The sequence below is a fragment of the Lysobacter tyrosinilyticus genome (assembly GCF_054779815.1).
Window position 1 is genome coordinate 57,962 of record NZ_BAAGXN010000003.1, and the last position, 18,232, is coordinate 76,193.

Sequence of the window (18,232 nt, forward strand, 5' to 3'; positions counted from 1 at the left end):
CAAGCCGAAGGCAGTTTGATCAATCGAGTTTTCGACCTGGGTTTCGCAGGCTCTGTCTGCCCGCGCAATCTTTGTTATCCCCATCAGGTCGTGCCCGCCTCGTAGATCGCGTCGAGCGCATCCTCGAATTCGAGGCTCGCCACATGCTGCGCCGTATGGTCGGGCGCCGCGGTGCCACCTGGGGCGTAGAGCGATTCGAGCATCGAGGCGAACTCCTCGTCGTGCACGCGTTCGGCGTCCGGCGTCACCGGGTAGCCGATCGTCAGGCCCTTGATCTTGATGAGCACGCGACCTTCGGCATCGATCACGTCGATGTCGATCACGGCACGGCCGTCGTGACGGCCACCGCCGCGTGCCGACCGAACCCAGATCACGCCCTCACGGGCACCGACCGAGGCGAACGCGATGCGCTCCAGTGCGAGCAGGGTCGTTGCCGACGGTGGAACGCCGCCGCCGGCCAGATGGTCGAGACAGGCCAGGTGCGAGAGCGAGAGCAACGCAAAGGTGTCCAGCGCATCGACCGCATCAACTGCGGCCGCATCGACTGCGCCGTCCGGCTCCGGCGGCAAGCGAAATTCGAGCAGCTGCTGTCGCTCGCCGCGAAGACAGGCGACAACGCCATCCGGCAGGCGGTCGCGGACCATGCCTGCTTCGACCAAGGCGCCATAGAAGTCGGCGGCGTCGTGGACTTCGCCACGGAACAACATGCGCAGTTGGGACAAATCGATGCGGCCCGGATCTTCGCTCGCCTCGTAGTTGCCGGCGCCTTCGCACAGCATCGACTCGCCGTCCGCGCCCGTGGTCCTCACGTCGAAGTCGAAGCCGCTGTCGCTGGTCGCGTATAGATCCGCGGAGACGGTGCCGCCCTGTGTCGTGGGCTCGAAGCCCGCCCACGCCAGAGAACGCAATTCGATGCGTGCCTTGCGCCCACGGTCGCCGAGGGATTCCCGAACCGCCAGCCGTACCATTTCGACCGGCAGCAGGTCCGGCAGTCCGGCTTCGGGCCGCAGAGCCGTCCCGCGCAGCGATTTATCGAGGACGGTACTGTCCGATGCGAACGACTGCCGCCCGAACACCGAGACGTTGCGATGCAGCAGCGGATGCATGACAGCCTGGCTGCCCGCCTTCTGCTTCTCTGGGTCAACGCTGAACCAATAACGTTCGCGCGCGAAGGCGTAGGTCGGCAGCGCGCAGCGGCGCATGGAGTAACCGGTGTACAGCGCCTTCCAGTCTGGCTCCTGTCCCTTGAGCCAGACGTCGAGCAGCGCCGTCAGATCGCCCTCGTGCAGCCACTGCTTGAGGGTTGCGGCGTCAGTGGTGACGATGTCCGCCTTGCGACGCACGCTGGACTGGCGCACGCCGGCCGTCGCGGTGTCGCCGTCGACGTAGGCTTGCAGCCGTTCGATCAGCTCCTGCGCGCTTGCCACGATCAGGGCCATGCGCTCGGGCATGACGTCGCGGCCGACTTGCAGCGTGTAGGCCACGTCGGCGACGTCTTCCTCCTGGTGGTTGCGCAGATGCGCCAGCAGGCGAGCGGCGTTGGCGCGCAGACGGTCGGCGTTCTTGGCCGAGAGCACGATGGCATATGGGCCGTTCGGACGCGCGCGCGGCGCAGTGTCGTCTGCAAGATATTCCTCCAGCACGACGTGCACATTGGCGCCACCGAAACCAAAGGAGCTGATGCCGGCGCGGCGCGGATACGCACGGCCTTGTCCGTCCACTGCCGGCTCCCAATCCTTGGTCTTCTCCACCGGATAGAAAGGCGTGTTGTCGAGATTGATGTAGGGATTCAACTTCTCGAAGTGCAGCAGCGCGGGAATCTGCTTGTGCTTGATGGACAGCAATACCTTCAGGATGCCGGCGATGCCGGCTGCGGTTTCCAGATGGCCAATGTTGGTCTTGGCGGAGGTGAGCCCGATGTGCGGCTTTACGGCCGGCGGGAGCTGATGCTTGCGGTACAGCTCCGAAAACGCCTTCTTCATGGCCTGGATCTCGATCGGATCGCCCAGGCTGGTACCGGTGCCGTGGCATTCGAGATAGCCGACGCTGCGGGGATCGATCTCGGCCTTTTCGTAGGCTTCGACCAGCAGGTCGGCCTGCGCGTTCGGGTTGGGCGCGGTCAGCATCGTCACCTTGCCGCCGTGGTTCTCGGCAGTGGATTTGACGACCGCGTAGATGTGGTCGCCATCGGCGATGGCGTTTTCCAGCGGCTTGATCAGGATCGCGCCGGAACCTTCGCCGCGGACGTAGCCGTTCGCGCGCGAGTCGAAGGTCTTGCACTTGCCGTCGTCGGCCAGCATGCCCGCCGCACCGAAGGAGATGTGCCCCGCCGGGGTGAGCATGACCTGCACGCCGCCGACGATGGCCATATCGCAGCTACCGGTGTGGATCGACTCGATCGCGCGGTGCAGGGCCACCAGCGAACTCGAACACGCAGTGTCCAGCGGCGCGCTGGGCCCGTGAAGATTGAGCAGGAAGGACACGCGATTCACCAGAATGGCGTGCGAAGTGCCCGAGGCGGAATAGCCGTCGAGTTCCGCCTGGTTCGTCGCCATCAGGTCGATGTAGTCGCGGGTTGCCGCGCCGACGAACAGACCGGTCTTGGTGCCCGCCAGATCGGAGACGCGGTGGCCGGAATCCTCGATCGCCCCCCAGACGCTCTCCAGGAAAATCCTCTGCTGCGGATCCATCATTTCCGCTTCGCGTGGCGAGATGCCCCAGAACAGCGGATCGAACTTGTCGACCTCGCGCATGAAGCCGCCCCACTTCGACAGCGTCTTGTTCTTCTCCGCCATCGGATTGCCGTAATACGCTTCCCAGTCCCAGCGATCCGGCGGAATGAGCGTGACCATGTTGTTCTCGGCCTTGCTCAGCTTGTCCCAGTACTCGTCCAGCGTGTCCGCCTGCGGCATTACGCCGCTCATCCCGACGATAGCGATCGGCCGCTCGATGAAGCGGCGCCCCGGTGAGAACTGGCCCGATGAGAGCTGGCCCGTGCCTGCGGGCGCCGGCGCGTCCTGCACCGTGAGGGTGTTCTTGGACGCGAATACCGGCTGATCCCGAACCACCTCGGCCCCCTGGACCGTGCCGGTCGATCCGGCGTTGACGGCCGACGACGGTTTGCCCGTCTGCGCATGCACGCGAAGCATGTTCTCGCGGTGATCCTGCGCGAGATGTTTGGCGATTTCGCGGATGTTCGGATATTCGAAGAACAGGACCGGCGTGATGTCCAGGCCGTACTTGTCGTTGACCATATTGCTGAACGACGTGAGCCCGATCGAATCGAAGCCCAGGTCCAGCAGGATCGTGTCGAGATCGACGTCGTCAGCATCGATCTTGAGGAAATCCATGACGATCTGCGACAGCGCGTCCTGGACCAGGATCGCCAGATCGCCGTCCTCGCCGGCCTCCGTTGCCGACACAGTCGCAGATACCGCTACGTCGGCCTTCGGCGCATCGGCCACACCGATGCCCCACGCGCGCTCGACCTTGTCCTTCACGCCCTGCAACACAGCGAGATGCGGCAGATCGCTTTGCAGACCCAGCATCAAAGCCTGGATACCGACCTCGCGCTGCAGCGGCCGGATACCGAGATTGCGCTCGAAGAACAGCGCGGTCTGCTCGTCCAGCCGCATGCCACCCTCGGCCCAGATCGACCAGTTGAGGCTGAGCGCCTTGCCGTGCCGCTGTCCGGCGCGCGCGCGCGCATTGCGCTGCGCGGCGAACGCATCCATGAAATGGTTCGCGAACGAGTAATCGCTCTGGCCGGCATTGCCCGCCAGTGCCGCCAGCGATGAAAACATCACGAAGAAATCCAGCGGTTCGTCGCGCGTCGCATCGTCCAGCAGCACCGAGCCGCGGATCTTGGGCGCGAACACGGCCGCCATTTCGTCGCGCGTCTTGTTGCGCACATACGCATCGCGCAGCACGCCGGCACTGTGGATGATGCCGTGCAGCCCGCCATAGCTGTCCTTGCACACGCGGACGAGTCTTTCGACATCCTCGCGCCTGGACACGTCGGCCTGTACGTACGCCACTTCGCCGCCAGCGGCACGCATGGATTCAAGCGCCGCTTCGGTTTCGGGCTTGAGCGCACCGCGACCGCTCAGCACCATCCGCGCCTGGAACTGTTTCGCCAGATACTCGGCGAAGATCAGGCCCAGACCGCCCGCGCCGCCGGTGATGAGGTAGACGCCGCGATGCCGGATCGGCGCCGCGTCCTGCGTCGGGGCGGCGGGTTCGGGGCAGTCGTGGATGCGGCGCAGATAGCGCATGCCTTCGCGGTAGCGCACCGCGAGGGCCTTGGTGTCGTCGCGGAATTCCGCTGCGATCGCGGCCACCGACACCCGGTCGAAGCCAGGTTCGATGCCTGAATCCGCACCGACGAATTCGACGACCTTACATGCGAGTTTCGGGGACTCCGCGCGCAGGATCGTCGCGAAGCCCTGGATCGCCTCGTTGTGCGGTTGCGCTACGGGCGGCGTGCTGAAATACAGATACTGCAGGCGGACATCGGCCTCGCATTTCTGGGCGATGACTGCCTGGGTCAGGTACAGGAAGGCGTACACGCCGCGATCGAGCGCGCGCATCGTGCCGTCTTCGGCCGACAGACCGTCGGCGTCCGCGCCGGGCAGCGCCGACCACGCGAAGCATACGTGCAGCGTGGCATCGGACTGTTTGCGCAGCGCCGAAAGCAGTGTGTCGAAATCCTCGCGCTTGCCGGCATCGATGCGATAGCGATGGGCGTCGATGCGCGCGAAGCCGTCGCCGGGCAACACCGCGATCAGCGTGTCGGGATCGCCTCCGCACGCGGCCAGCGCGGCTCGGTAAGCGTCGTGGCTGGCTTCATCGGGCGCGAAGAGAACGATGGCCTGTCGCGAGGAATCGCCCGCAGGGGAAGAGAGCGGCGATGGCTGCCAATCGGTCCCGAAGTACAGGGTCGAGAACTCAGCGTCGACGTCGCCCGGCGGTGGCGCCTTGGACGCGGCGCCCTGCCCCGGCTTCTCGTGCACGTCCAGCAGCGGCACGCCAACCGAATCACGCACCTTGACCAGCACTTTGCCTTGCTCGTCGACGATGACCACATTCATCTTCGACACGTTGGACGACTTCTTCTCGTCCTTCACCTCGGTCACGTAGCTGTAGCAGACCCGCGTGAGCGGATGCAGGATCTCCACTTCGCCCAGCGAATACGGCACGAACATCTCGCCGCCTGCGTCTGCGAGCCGCGCGGCCATCGCCGCCTGGAACGAAGAATCGACCAGCGACGGATGCAGCACGAACTCATCGAAACGCGTGCCGTCCAGTGCCGGCATCTTCAGCGTGCCGAGCACTTCGAAGCCGACCTGGGGGTTGCGGCGGACTTCGGTCAGCGCCTGGAAGGTCGGGCCCAGGCCCAGCCCGAGATTCTTGAACAGCGGATAGGCGCGTTCGCCATCCATGACTTTTTCGCAACGTCCGCGGATCGCGGACAGATCGACGTATTCGTCTTCCGCCGCATCGTCTTGAGCCGTGGCGTAAAAGAGTTTGCCTTGGCAGTACAGCTGCTTTCTGCCGTCTTCGCGTTCGCTGAAGACCTCGAACACCACCGAATCTCCGGCGGCTTTAAGTTCGACCAATACATTGTTCGGGACCGCGTTCTGCACCGTCAGCGGGCTGACCCACAGGATGTTCCTGATCCTGCGGACCTTGCGTTTGGCAGCGATTTCGCCGGCCTTGCGCGCCAGATCGAGATAGGCCACGCCAGGAAGCGTCGGAATATCCGAGACAAGATGGTCGTAGATGAAGAATTCGCGGTCGGTGAAGACCTTGCGGAACACCTGGCGCTCGAACGTGGATTCGTTGCTGTCGATGAGCGGATGCAGGCCGGCGACGTGCCCCGCTGTCATCGGCCCGATCGCGCTGCCTTCGACGGGTTCGAGCCAATGACGCTTGTCGGCGAACGGATACGTCGGCAGCGAAATGCGCCTGCCCTGCCCGCCGGTCTGCATGCCCTGCCATTCGGACACCAGGCCGTCGATCCACAGCTGCGCCAGCTTCATCGGATCGCGCGATTTCGCGAGCAGATCGACGAACGCTTCCTTTTCCTTGCGGTTGAGCATCTTGGTGATGCCTTCCGCGTTCTTCACGTGGCCGTTGAGAACGTTCTCGTCGCGTGTGCCAGCCAGGAAGCACTGCAGTTTGTCGATCAGCCGTTCGGGGCTGTCCGCAAGAATGGCGACCCGGTGATCGAAGGATTTGCGGCCGAGCTGCAGGGTGAAGGCGATCTCGTCGAGGCTGGGCGCGGACGCGTCGTCGCGGTGCTTCTCGACGAAGGATTTCAGCCGCATCGCGACCTGTCGCAGCTGCTCTTCGTTGCGCGCGGACAGCGGGAAAATCCGCAGGCCGCGTTCCGCCGCCGCAACCTCGGCCGAGGTTTCCACGGCTTCCAGAATCACATGGGCATTTGAACCGCCCGCGCCAAAGGAGCTGATGCCCGCGCGTAGCGGCTGCAATACGCCGTCGACCTCTTTCGGATACCACGGTGTCAGCGCCTGCTGGACCACGAACGGCGAATGCGCGAAATCGATGAACTCGTTGAGCTGCGCCGAATGCAGCGACGGCACCAGGGTGCGGTGACGCATCTGCAGGATCGTCTTGCACACGCCCGCGATGCCCGCGGCTGCTTCCAGATGGCCGATGTTGGTCTTGATCGAACCGATCGCGCAGCTCTGCAACGCGACCTGGTCTTTCTCGAACGCCTGGTTGAGGCCGGAGATCTCGATGGGATCGCCCAGTTCGGTGCCCGTACCGTGGGCTTCGATGTAGCCGATGCTGCGCGCGTCCACGTTGGCCTTTTTCAGCGCCGTGGTGATGGTGTCACACTGCGCCTTCGAGTTCGGCACCGAATAGCCGCTGTTGCGTCCGCCATGGCTGATCGCCGAGCTCTTGATCACTGCATAGATGTTGTCGCGGTCGCGCCGCGCCTGCGACAGCGGCTTGAGCAGCAGCGCGCCGACGCCCTCGCCCGGCACGTAGCCGCTGGCGTCGCGGCCGAAGGCGCGACACAGTCCTTCTTCCGACAACAGACCGCCTGCGACGGTGATTTCCTGCTTGCACTGGTGCACATCGAGGTTGACGCCGCCAACGAGCGCGGCCGCGCATTCGCCGCTGCGAATGGCGTCGCATGCGAGATGGATCGCGGTCAGGCTGGCCGAGCACGCGGTGTCTACCGCGATGCTGGGGCCAGTGAAATTCATGAAATAGGAAACGCGGTTGGCGACGCTCCAGAGGAACGAGTTGGCGATCACTTTGTTGCCGGCCAGGCGCTCCTCCGCGCCGACCATCTGGTACATCGCCCACACCGCACCGACGTACACGCCGATCCGGCCCGCGCCCAGTTCATTGCTCTGGAAGGCTTCGGGATAGTAGCCGGCGTCTTCCAAAGCTTCCCAGCTGGCTTCCAGGAACAGGCGTTCCTGCGGGTCCAGGGTCTCCGCTTCGCGCGGCGAGATGTTGAAGAACAGCGAATCGAATTTGTCGACGTCGTCGATGAAGCCGCCACGGTAGCGGCCCAGCGCGTCGCGGTTGCGCCGGCGGTCGAACCGCGACTGCGGAATCTCGCTGATGCAATCGCGGCCCTGGGTCAGATTCTCCCAAAGCTCGTCGGCATTTTTGGCCTTCGGCAAGCGCGCGGCCATGCCGACGATCGCGATGTCCATATCGATCTGCATCGGCATGTCGGATGCGCTCGGTGTGACGGCCCCGGCGGCAGGGACGCTGTACGCCGCATGCGGTTCTGAAACGTGCGTCGCCGAAGCATGCATCACTGCAGCCTGCAAGTGTTGCATGGCAGGACCCGGCGCATCGCCTGTGGGCGCCACTGCGACGCTCTGCGGCGACAGCAGTCGATGAAGCGTGAGCCGGACGTTGAGATCGCCCGTGCCTTCGGCGGCGCTGAGGTCCGGAATATTGACGATGTCCGCGAACGCATTCACCAGCCGGTCGCCCAGCTGCTTTACCTCGTCGGCCTTGAGGCCTACGGGAATGGCCAGCCTGACCAGCCGATTGAGCGAGGTGTTCTGCTGCATGCCGACGCTGTGCGCGCCGGCACGGATGCCCGTCGCCAGATAGAGCCATGCCGCGAACGATGCTACCGGTGCGACGAGATCACGAAACTCCGGAATCCGCTTGACGTCGATCAACACGCAGTGGGCCGACGCCGGGCGCACGACAGGCAATTGCCCTTCCGCGAGACGCATTCCCAGCGCACGCACGGCATCGACGCGGCGACGGACCTGGGTCTCGATGTAGCCGCGGTTCTGCAGCGATGCCGCAATGCATTTCTTTTCGGTGACGTCCAGCGCTTTGCCACCGCGCTGTTGCAACGCCTGCAGCCGGTCGTGCAGCGCCTGATCGTTGGTGGCGATCAGTCCGCCCTTGTTGACGCAGAAATCCTTGGCCAGACTGACGACGATCGCGTCGGCCTGCGATAGCAGCGCCTCGGCGACCTGCCACAGCGAGGCGCCGCGCCATTCGGGATCGTGCTCGATCACCATCAGCGCGTTTTCCAGCACGCGCGTGGCGTCGAGCACCAGCGGAATCCGCTGCGTCTGCAGCAGTGCCTTCACGTCCCGCAGGTGCGCCAGCGATACCGCGCCGCCGCCCGCGGCGTTGCCGGTCAGTTCGATGCAGACGTAGCCGATGTCCGCAGCGTGGGCGTCGATCTCCGCACGCAGCGCGGACAGATCGATGTCGCCCTTGAAGGGCGCGTCGGACTGCAGATCGAATACATCGGCAACAGGAATTTCTACCGGAGAGAACCCGTTGTCGATCTGATGGAAGATCGTGCTGGGGAACAGGATGTTCTGCGGCACCCGACCCTTCTTCTCCCACGCCTGGCAGAACAGCGCTTCGGCGGCGCGCCCCGATTCGGCGAGCGTGAAGTGCTTGAAGGGAAATACCCGGCGCAAGCCGGCGTTCACGTCGATCGGTCGCTGGATCTGCGCGAACAGGGTAGCCATCTGCTTATCGATGGCGGTCAGGCGCAGCTGCGCCCAGGAGTCGGTCTTCAGATCGAAGTCGACCTGCGCGGCGGGGATGTTCAGCGGATTGAACCCGGCCGCTTCCAGCGCCTTCCAACGCGGGCTGGATGCGATGTCGACAGTGACTGTTGCGGCGGCGGTCGCAGCTGGCGACGTAGGCGCCGCATTCGCTTCTGCGGCGGACGCCGGTGCAAGCGAAGCGTCGTCGGTCGACAGTTCGTCGCCGTCCGTGATCGCCGGGTCGGCGATCATCAGGATGATGTCGAGGATGTTTTCCGCCTTGCCTGCATCCACGGCCCGGCACAGGAAGATGTCCTTGCTTTCGGGGCGGAACTTGTTCTTGAACTGGAGATTGCCCGCGTCGTTGAAGATCTCCTGGCGGCGCAAATCCTCGAGGATGTTCTCGATCGCCGGATCCGCGTCGGGGGAATCGGCGAGTTTGCAGCCGTAGGTGCCGCCGAGGCTGAAGACACTGCAGCCTTCGTCGCGCAGCGTCTGGATGATGTTGACGATCGCGAATTCCAACCCGCCGAGCGGCATGTCCGGTCCGTAGAATTCGAGATCCATCAGATAGCCGGCGCCAGCCGCCATCGGCGACACCAGGATCGCGTTCTGCAGGACATTGTCGACGTAGGTCAGGAACAGCCGGTGCTCGCGGTCCAGCGTGCCCGCGAGGATCTCGGCCTTGACGATGTGGATCAGCGGATTGACCATCGTGCGCGTCGCGCACCACCGGTCGATGATGCTGGCGACCGCCTCGGCGGTCTTCGCATCGCTGCCGCAAACGTACTCCTCGGTACGGCAGGCGCCGGTGTTCGCGAACTTGGATACCAGATAGCGCAGACGCTTCATCTTCTGGCCTTCCAGCGTGAAGGACGCCAGGTCGGTCACACGCTGCATCACGCCAAACGGCGTCGCAGAAAAGCGCTTGCCGCACAGCTCGGGCAGCCGGTCTTCGACGAACAGATTGAACTGGAGGCCGTGTGCGTCGCAGTACCGGTACAACTCCTCGGCGAGCGATGGGAAGTGCTCTTCCGGGCCGGTATAGCCGTACGCCAGCAGGATGCCCTTGCCTTTGCCGCAGTTGAAGTAGCCGCGCTGCGCGTCGCCGAAGAACAGCAGTGGCGCGATCATCGCGGTGCCGCGAGACACCGAGGATTCGTTCTTGTATCGATCGAAGATCTCGAGCCGGCGCTGTTCGAGCTGCGGGTAACGATGCAGATGTCTGAGCGCGACCATCGCCGGCAGCCGCGTTTCGCCCGTGGGGCTCGTTCCGGCCGCAGATGCGGCTTGCGCTGGAGCGGCATGCGCGGCTGTGGCGTTCGACGAACGCGGCTCCGCCTGCTGCGCAGGCGCGGACGGCAAGGCGTCCGGAAATTTGCGCATCAGCACGTCCGCATGTGCCTTGACGAAATACCGGGCGAGATCGCGAACGTTGAAATTCTCGAACAGAAGCGTCTTCGGCAACGTGCCGAAGTCCTGTTCGAGGCGCTTGAGTATCTTCAGGACCAGGAACGAGTTGACGCCGAGCTCGCCGAACGGCGTTTCCGCATCGAAGACCAGCGCCGCATCCGCCGCTTCGCAGATCAGCGATTTCAGATAGTTCTCGGTGCGCTCAAGCAGGGTGTCGTGGTCCATCATTGGTCAGCATTCCTTGCGTTCCGTCCCTGGCGCCAAGTCTTTTTGGCGCGACGTCGGATCATAGTAGCTTGAAGATCTGGCAACAACTCGAATAGCGAAAAATCCTTGGGAATTTCGGTGTTTTTTCGCGAACCAAGGTCTGCGCCGGGCCGTAGCTCGGCCGAGTCTCCGCCTTCGCCCGCGACGCTTCCCGGACACAGATCAGATTTCGACAACGATCTTTCCGCACGCATGGCCTTTCTCCAGATGACGGATGGCATCGACAGCGTCCCCAAGCGGGTAACGCCGATCGATGACCGGGCGAAACGCCCTTTGCTCGAGCAATCCGGCGAGCGTCGCCAGATCCTCGGCCGTGGAAGTTTTCGACAACTGCAGAGCATCGGGTGACCCGTACTCGCGATAGACGACGGCCTTCATGCGACCGTCCTGATATCGGTCTCGATCTTGACGATCGTGCCCTGTGCCGCTGCGACCAGCATGGATTCCTGATTGCGGACGACGTAGACCTTGCATTCGCACACCGCCTGCCTCAATGCAAAGGACAGCACGGAGGATTTGGCGATCAGCAGATCGCCAATGGTCGGCATCACATAATTGATCTTGAATTCCGAGGTCACGCAATTGCCAAGCACGGTCGCGCCGGCGAAGGTCAGGCAGTTGTCGGCCAGATAACTGACAACGCCGCCATGCACGAACCCGTAACTTTGCTTGAAATCCTCGCGGATCCGCAGCGACAGTTCGGCATAGCCCTCGGACAGCTCGCACAGCTCCGTGCCCAGCAGCCTGCTGAAGGGCTGCGACACCAGCACCTGCTGGCCCATTTCGAAGAAATTGTTCAACCCGACGCCCTCACTGCGGAATACGAGGCGTTGCCCGATCCGTACGCGGTCTCGGCGGCATCGGTCAGGCCGATCTGCTGCAGCGCGCCGCGGTATTTCCGCTCGTCCATGCCGAAGGGATTGATCACATCGGTGAATTTCGATGCACTGTCCGCCGGAAGCAGATACTTGACGAATGTCGCAAGGGTTCCGCTGGGGCCAACGTCCAGGAAATGGAAGTCGCCCCTGTCGAGCAGGCTACGCACCGTGGTGCCGAATTCGACCGGCTGGCGGAATGTGGCCCACATGCGCCGCGGCCAGTCCCTTGGATCGCTGTCGCCGTCGTGCACGCGACCGTCCAGACACGACACCATCGGCGTGCGCAGCGGTGCGAAGTCCAGCTTTTCCGCCAGCGCCATGAACGGCGCTTCGAGCGCCGACTGCATTTCGGTGTGGAACCCGTATTTAACGGCCAGTGTCTGATGCACCACGCCGTCGCGCGTCAGCGCATCGCGCAGCGGTGCAATCGCGTCGACCGGTCCGGTCACGACGAGATGCTGGTCGAAATTGCGCGCAGTCACCCAGCAACCCATGAGCAGGTCGGCATAGCGCGTTTCGATGTCGGGCACGTTTACCACCGCCAGCATCGTCGCCGGCGGACTTTCGGCTTCGATCAGCCGGGCGTAATCGACAACCAAGCCGATGCCCTGCTCGATGGTCAGCGCTTCGCCGACGATCGCGGCGGTGAGTTCGCCCAGACTGTAGCCGAGCAGATAGTCCGGCTTTGCGCCCGCTTCGATCAGCACCCGCGCCAGGCTGAATTCAAAAGCGACCAGCGCCGGATTGGTGTGCAGCAGGCGGTCGAACGGCCGGCCTTTGTCGCCGTCGCGGTACAGCACGTCGCAGAGCGAACCGCCGATCAGCGGCCCCGCGATTTCGTCGCAGTGGTCCATCCACAGCCGGAATCTGGGATGCCGGTCGTAAAGCTCGCATCCCATCTGGTGGTATTGCGAGCCTTGTCCGGAAAACATGAAGACGAGAGGAAGGCGCATGGACGGTCAGGCCGCCGACTGTTCGTCGAGCGCCAGCTCGTCGAGATCGAAGTAGCCGTTGAAGCCTTCCATGTAGACGGCCGCACGATGGCCGAACAGCACCACGGCCGGAGTGCGCGTGATCAGCGCGCCGTGCTCGGCCACCAGCGACTTCACGCCGGTGCCGACAGGATGGCGGCTGTTCCAGCCAGCGACCTTCTGCTCCGCGAGCGCGAAACGATCGCCACGCGCACCGCCATTCGATTCTCCATGCGCACCGCCGGCATCCTCCGCGGCGCTCGCGGACGCCGCAACAACGGCATCGACGTTCGGAACCTCCGATTTCTTCTCGGCTTGCGCTGGCGGCGGCGTCTGCTCCGCGGCAGCCTTCGCGGCGATCTGCCTGATCTTGACGATCATTTTCGCGAGCACATCTCCGTGGCCGATCTCGACGAATTCCATCGCATCCGACAGCGACATGAGATGGTGGATCGTGTCGCTCCACAGCACCGTGCTGGAGATCTGCTTCGACAGGTACTCGACGACGGCACCGTTCGGATACGGCTTCGCGGTCAGGTTCGCGATCACCGGAATCTTCGGCTTTGAGAATTTGCGCTTCTTGAGGAAGGTCTCGAATTTCTGCCTGGCCGGGATCATCAGCCGCGAATGGAACGCACCGCTGGTATTGAGCGGCACGTACATGACACGGTCGAACTGGAAGATCTCCTGGCATGCGGCGATGTCGGCGGTGGGGCCGGAGATGACGATCTGCTGCGGCGTGTTGTAGTTGGCGATGTCGACGTTGCCCAAGCCCTTCTCCTTGAGCACCGCCTCGATCTGGTCGCGGGTCGCGTTGACGATGGCGGCCATCGCGCCTTCGGTCGCCTCGCTCATCAACTCGCCGCGCTTCTTGACCAGCTTCAGGCCGGTCTCGAAGTCGAAGCATTCGGCCGCCAGCAGCGCGTTGAATTCGCCGAGGCTGTGACCGGCGAGGTAATCGGGTGTCTCGCCTGTGTCCTGGATCCTCTTGTAGTACGACAGCGCATTGACGACGTACAGCGCCGGCTGGGTGAACTGGGTCTTGCCCAGCTCGCGCCGCGGATCCTCGAGACACAGTTCCTTGATGGAGTAGCCGAGCACCGCGTCAGCCTTCGCGGTCAGCTCCGGAAACGCATCGAACAGATCTCCGCCCATGCCGCGCGCCTGCGAGCCCTGCCCTGGGAACATGTAGGTCTTCATCGAATCCTCCTGAAAGAAACGCATGTATGAAAGTGATTGTCGATCAGCCGCGTTGCAGGCAGATCGCTGTATTGATGCCGCCGAAGCCCATGCTCATGTTGAGCGCGCGCTCGACGACGTGATCGATGGCAGTCGCACCCACCCAGCGGAATCCCGCGTCGATGGGGTTGTCCAGGTTGCGCGACGGATGCAGACGCTTCGCCTGCATCTGCAGCATCACCGCGATGAGTTCGACCATGCCGGCGGCACTGAGCGCATGCCCCACCAGCGATTTGGTCGCATTGAGATAGGCGCGATCCAGCCCGCAGGCGCGCAACGCGGCCAGCTCGGTCTCGTCGCCGACTACCGATGCGGTGCCGTGTGGATTGACATAATCGATCGCATCCGCGGGCAGCCCGGCCATCGCCAACGCGCCGCGGATCACGGCGGTTTCGCCTTCGAGCGACGGATTGGGATTGCGGTTGGCGTCCCAGGCCATCGCCCAGCCCTTGAGTTCGGCGTACGGCGTGCGCGTCGCGTCGGCGGCGCGGCGTACGACGATCGCTCCGCAGGCTTCGCCGAAGATGAAACCGTCGCGGTCGCGGTCGAACGGCCTGCAGGCCAGCTCGGGCTCACGCGCGTAGCGATCCGAGCCCATCGCACCCAGCGAACGGAACGCCTGGCATTCGAAGAACGAAAGATCCATCAGCGCGCCGAGCGCGATGCAGACATCGACCTGTCCGGAACGTACCGCTTCGATCGCCTGTATCGCGGCCAGCTGTCCGCTCGCGGACGCGCCGCCGACGGTGAGGGCGAGACCGCGGATGCCGAAGACTTCGCTGCACACGCCGCACAGATCGGTATCCATGAACGTCATCGCATGCGTCGGACGCAGGAATTCCACCTGGTCCTGATACTTGGCCTGACTCAACGCCAGCTCGCGCTGCTGGATGTTCGACCCGCCGACGATCAGGCCGATCCGGCGCGGATCGACAGCATCGAGCCCGGCGTCTTCCCACGCTTCGTGCAGAGTCGCGAGGGCCACCTGCGCGGACCAGGACAGGTTGCGCAGCTTCGCCGCGGCGATGGCATCAGGCATGCGCAGATCGGCGATCTCCGCGCCGATGAACGGATGGGCGACGTCGTCGGCCGCGAACGGCTTCTGCCGGCCGGGACGCCGCATCGCCGCGAACCGGTGTTCGCCGGCAAGCAGCGCATCGGTGAAGTCGCGACGGCCTTGGCCGATCGACGCGGTAACGCCGATCCCGGAGACGACGATGGGCGTGGACTCAGCGGCTTGCATGTTCAGAGCGGTCCATCCTGGGAGCTCAAGGGGCGCACGTTCAGAGCCGGGCGTGCAGCAGCGTCGCCAGCTCGCCCATGTTCTCGGCCTTGGCGAACTCGATCATCGGCGCCTTCAACGCCAGCGATTCGAGCGTCAGCATCACGACTTCGGAGCGGTCGATCGAATTCGCGCCGAGTTCGCGCAGGGAGTCCGTGAACCGGAATGCATGGTCGTCGAGCCCGGGCACGACTTCTCGGGTATGGCCGACGATGGTGGCGAAGACATCTTCAAGGTTCATGGCGATCTCTGTTGTGGAGTGTTTGCGGAGGGAATTCGACGGGTTCGGATGCGATTGGGTTCGGGATGCTTGTTTCGGTGGCCAGGCTTGTCATCGGCGGATTGATCTTGTGCGCTCATGCGCCGAACAGCGTGGCGATCTTCGCCTTCACCTCGGGCTGGGCGAAGGTCACCGCATGCATTTCGACCTCCTGCGCGATCGTGGCGGGTAGCGCCTGTCGCAGCGGCGCGCTCAGATGGTCTTTGAGTGCGACCAGCGAGACGCGCGGCTTCTCGGCCAGCGTCTGCGCGAGTTCCAGCGCATGCGCCACGACCCGGTCGCGCGGGACTACCGGAAACGGAATCCCGCGCTGCTGTAGCTCTTCGCCGCGGTAGTTGTTCGCCGAGAGCATCATTTCCGTGGCCAGGCCCAAGCCCAGTTTCTGCGGAAGGATGAAAGTCGCGCCCATGCCCGGAGTGAAGCCGTAGCGCATGAAATTGGTGGTGTAGATGTTCTCTCGCCCCAGTACCACCAGATCGGCGAACATGCCCAGCACGAATCCGCCGCCGATGCCGTGCCCCTGCATCGCGGAGATCACCGGCACCGGACAGTGCAACGGCAAGCCGTAGAGCGCGCGGTCGGTGAATGCGCCCCTGCCCTCCGACAGATTCATCAGCTGTTCCTGGGTGCCGCCGCTCGCGAAATAGTTGTCGTAGCCGGTCAGCACCACGACCTTGCAGTCCGGCAGACGCTCGACTTCCGCGAACGCGTTCATCAGACCCTCGGTGAGCGCCTCGGAAAACGTGTTCTTGCTCACGCGGTCCTGCATCCTGATCTGGACGATCTGCGGGGCCACGAACTGCAGGTCGACGACTTTCTCGGCACTCACGCCGTGCCCTCCCATGGAAACTGGCCGGTCTTCACGTAGCGCGAGATCCTCTGCAGGTTCTCGACATCGGAGAACACGTCGCGATTCGCGGCCAGTGCCATCGGCTCAGCCGCGGCGATGGAAGTCTCGATCGCCCCCATGTAGCGCTTGTAGCGCGCAACGCTGGTCTTGTTGAGCCTGCGCAGTCGTAGCAGATGCTTGCGCAGCAGGTTGTCGCTGTTGTCCTCGAAGGCGTCGACCAACCCCCACTCGCGCGCGACCTGCACCCCAACCGGCTGGGTCGACAGGGTCATGGCGTTGGCCTTCGCGAAACCGATCCGACGCACCAGGAACGGCAGCACGCATGCCGGCATCAGTCCGAACAGCAGTTCCGAGAGGCTGAACACCGCCGCGGAATCGGCGAGCACGATGTCGCAGGCGGCGACGAAACCGATGCCGCCGGCGTTGGCCTTGCCGCGGACATGCGCGATGGACACGTACGGCCCGGTCGCGAGGCGCCGCCAGACGTCGTACAGCGGCTTGGGATCCTGCTGCGGCACGCCGCCGCCGTCGAAGCTCTTCTGCAGCTCGGCGAAATCCGCGCCGAAGCAGAAGACCTCGGGCAGGCCTTCGACCACGACGATCTTCGCGCGCGCGTCGCATGCGTCCAGCGCCGACGCGAACTCGGCGACCAGGCGGTCGTTGATCGCGTTGTTCGCTTCTGGCCGGTGGATCTGCAGATACGCGATGTCGTCGTCGAAACGCATGCGCAGCGCGGTGAAGTCGGCGCTGTTGATCGTGCCGCCGTCCATCAGCCGACCCACTCGTATTCGCGGTGGAATTCCTTGATCTCCTTCAGGAACAGCACCGGCTTGTCCATCGCGGTACGGGCACGGGAAATGAAGCTGTCGTCAAGCTCGACGTTGCGCGTGCCGAACTTGACGGCGTTGCTGCCGACCAGCAGCTGGTCGTATTCCTCCATCGTCAATTCGACGCGGCGGTCGAGATGCGCCTGAATGCCCATCGCGCGCAGGCGCTCCTGGCCTTCCTTGCGCGCCACACCGCTGAAGAATTCGGAGCAACAGCCGGAGCCGTAGGAGAAGGCGCCAATGCGCTTGGGGGTTTCGAAATCGCCGTGGTCGATGGTGCTGGCGATCGCCAGCGCTGTAGTCGCGCCCATGATGTTGGCGACGCGCTGGCAGTAAGTCAGGGCAGGGGTGACGCGGCGCTGGAAATCCTCTTCGATCTCCTGCGGCTTGGCCTGCACCGTCTTGCGCATCATGTTGCGGTGCGCGCCCTTGATCATGCCGCCGAATGGGCAGTGATAAGCCAGATAGGTGAAGGTGTCGGCGAAATGCGCATCCGGCACGCGCTTCTTGTATTCCGCGAAGGCGTTTTCGCAGCAGTCGAGATAGGAGAGCAGCGACAGGTCCGAATCGCCGGCGTCGCCGTCGACGGTGGGCCGGCAGGTGTCCATGACTTCGTAGCCGTAATAACCGTTCGCGCCGACGTCGACCTGGAAGATGTGCGGCTGGTCGCTGATCAGCATCGCGACCGCGCCGGAACCGTTGCTGGGCTCGGCGAACGACCAGTCGGCAGTCAGCGCGTCGCCGCCCTCCTCGACCATGAAACGCGAGATGTCGGTGGCGAGCACCAGCGCCTTCGCGCCTGGAGAGGCCTGCGACAGCACGAAGTTCACCGCCATCTGGATGCCGGCCGCACCGGAATAGCAGGCGTTCTTGATCTCGAACAAGCGGCAGTTGCGGTTCAGCCCGAGCAGCGAGTGGCAGTACGTGCTCATCGATTTGCCGAAATCGAAGGCCGATTCGGTACAGGTGATCACCATCTCGATGCGGTCCCGCTCCTCGGGGCTCAGCGCATCGACGATGGGCTTCGCGGCGTTGACCGCAAACGTGATCGGGTCTTCGTACGGCAGCGCGACCGTCTTCTCCTTCATCAGCAGGTTCTCGAACCGGGTGGTGTCGAGCCCGCGATGCTCGGCCAGCTTGCTGACGTCCAGGAATGCCGTACCGGCGAACACGTTCATTGCTTCAATACCAACTGCTTTCAT

The 18,232-nt window shown here is 63.9% G+C and carries 10 protein-coding genes; all 10 read right to left on the reverse strand.

Annotation, left to right across the window (positions count from 1 at the left end; all coding sequences use genetic code 11):
• Positions 1 to 83 precede the first annotated feature (83 nt).
• A complete protein-coding gene (locus tag ACYVGK_RS07290; protein WP_460732697.1) occupies positions 84 to 10,661 on the reverse strand; it encodes an SDR family NAD(P)-dependent oxidoreductase in 10,578 nt (3,525 codons plus the stop codon).
• Between the two features lie 204 nt (positions 10,662 to 10,865).
• A complete protein-coding gene (locus ACYVGK_RS07295) occupies positions 10,866 to 11,081 on the reverse strand; it encodes a zinc-binding dehydrogenase (protein WP_460732699.1) in 216 nt (71 codons plus the stop codon).
• Positions 11,078 to 11,485 carry a PaaI family thioesterase gene (locus ACYVGK_RS07300; protein ID WP_460732700.1) on the reverse strand — a complete coding sequence of 136 codons (408 nt, stop codon included), beginning with the start codon at positions 11,483 to 11,485 and terminating at the stop codon, positions 11,078 to 11,080. The genes ACYVGK_RS07295 and ACYVGK_RS07300 overlap by 4 nt, the downstream gene beginning before the upstream one ends.
• A 14-nt stretch (positions 11,486 to 11,499) precedes the next feature.
• A complete protein-coding gene (locus ACYVGK_RS07305) occupies positions 11,500 to 12,534 on the reverse strand; it encodes an acyltransferase domain-containing protein (protein ID WP_460732701.1) in 1,035 nt (344 codons plus the stop codon).
• A 6-nt stretch (positions 12,535 to 12,540) separates the two neighbouring features.
• A complete protein-coding gene (gene fabD, locus ACYVGK_RS07310; RefSeq protein ID WP_460732703.1) occupies positions 12,541 to 13,752 on the reverse strand; it encodes an ACP S-malonyltransferase in 1,212 nt (403 codons plus the stop codon).
• A gap of 43 nt (positions 13,753 to 13,795) precedes the next feature.
• Positions 13,796 to 15,034, reverse strand: a complete 1,239-nt coding sequence (locus ACYVGK_RS07315; RefSeq protein WP_460732704.1) for a beta-ketoacyl synthase N-terminal-like domain-containing protein — start codon at positions 15,032 to 15,034, stop codon at positions 13,796 to 13,798.
• A 40-nt stretch (positions 15,035 to 15,074) separates the two neighbouring features.
• A complete protein-coding gene (locus ACYVGK_RS07320) occupies positions 15,075 to 15,314 on the reverse strand; it encodes an acyl carrier protein (RefSeq protein WP_460732706.1) in 240 nt (79 codons plus the stop codon).
• A 115-nt stretch (positions 15,315 to 15,429) separates the two neighbouring features.
• Positions 15,430 to 16,182: a polyketide synthase gene (locus ACYVGK_RS07325; RefSeq protein WP_460732708.1), complete on the reverse strand. Its 753-nt coding sequence runs from the start codon at positions 16,180 to 16,182 to the stop codon at positions 15,430 to 15,432.
• Positions 16,179 to 16,985: an enoyl-CoA hydratase/isomerase gene (locus tag ACYVGK_RS07330; protein ID WP_460732709.1), complete on the reverse strand. Its 807-nt coding sequence runs from the start codon at positions 16,983 to 16,985 to the stop codon at positions 16,179 to 16,181. The genes ACYVGK_RS07325 and ACYVGK_RS07330 overlap by 4 nt, the downstream gene beginning before the upstream one ends.
• Positions 16,973 to 18,232, reverse strand: coding sequence for a hydroxymethylglutaryl-CoA synthase family protein (locus tag ACYVGK_RS07335; protein ID WP_460732710.1), 1,260 nt, complete (start codon positions 18,230 to 18,232; stop codon positions 16,973 to 16,975). The genes ACYVGK_RS07330 and ACYVGK_RS07335 overlap by 13 nt, the downstream gene beginning before the upstream one ends.

Excerpts from the sequence above, each read along its gene's own strand:
- ACYVGK_RS07290 (WP_460732697.1), bottom strand. The coding sequence starts at position 10,661 with ATGGACCACGACACCCTGCTTGAGCGCACCGAGAACTATCTGAAATCG.
- ACYVGK_RS07295 (WP_460732699.1), bottom strand. The coding sequence starts at position 11,081 with ATGAAGGCCGTCGTCTATCGCGAGTACGGGTCACCCGATGCTCTGCAG.
- ACYVGK_RS07300 (WP_460732700.1), bottom strand. The coding sequence starts at position 11,485 with ATGGGCCAGCAGGTGCTGGTGTCGCAGCCCTTCAGCAGGCTGCTGGGC.
- ACYVGK_RS07305 (WP_460732701.1), bottom strand. The coding sequence starts at position 12,534 with ATGCGCCTTCCTCTCGTCTTCATGTTTTCCGGACAAGGCTCGCAATAC.
- fabD (WP_460732703.1), bottom strand. The coding sequence starts at position 13,752 with ATGAAGACCTACATGTTCCCAGGGCAGGGCTCGCAGGCGCGCGGCATG.
- ACYVGK_RS07315 (WP_460732704.1), bottom strand. The coding sequence starts at position 15,034 with ATGCAAGCCGCTGAGTCCACGCCCATCGTCGTCTCCGGGATCGGCGTT.
- ACYVGK_RS07320 (WP_460732706.1), bottom strand. The coding sequence starts at position 15,314 with ATGAACCTTGAAGATGTCTTCGCCACCATCGTCGGCCATACCCGAGAA.
- ACYVGK_RS07335 (WP_460732710.1), bottom strand. The coding sequence starts at position 18,232 with ATGAAAGCAGTTGGTATTGAAGCAATGAACGTGTTCGCCGGTACGGCA.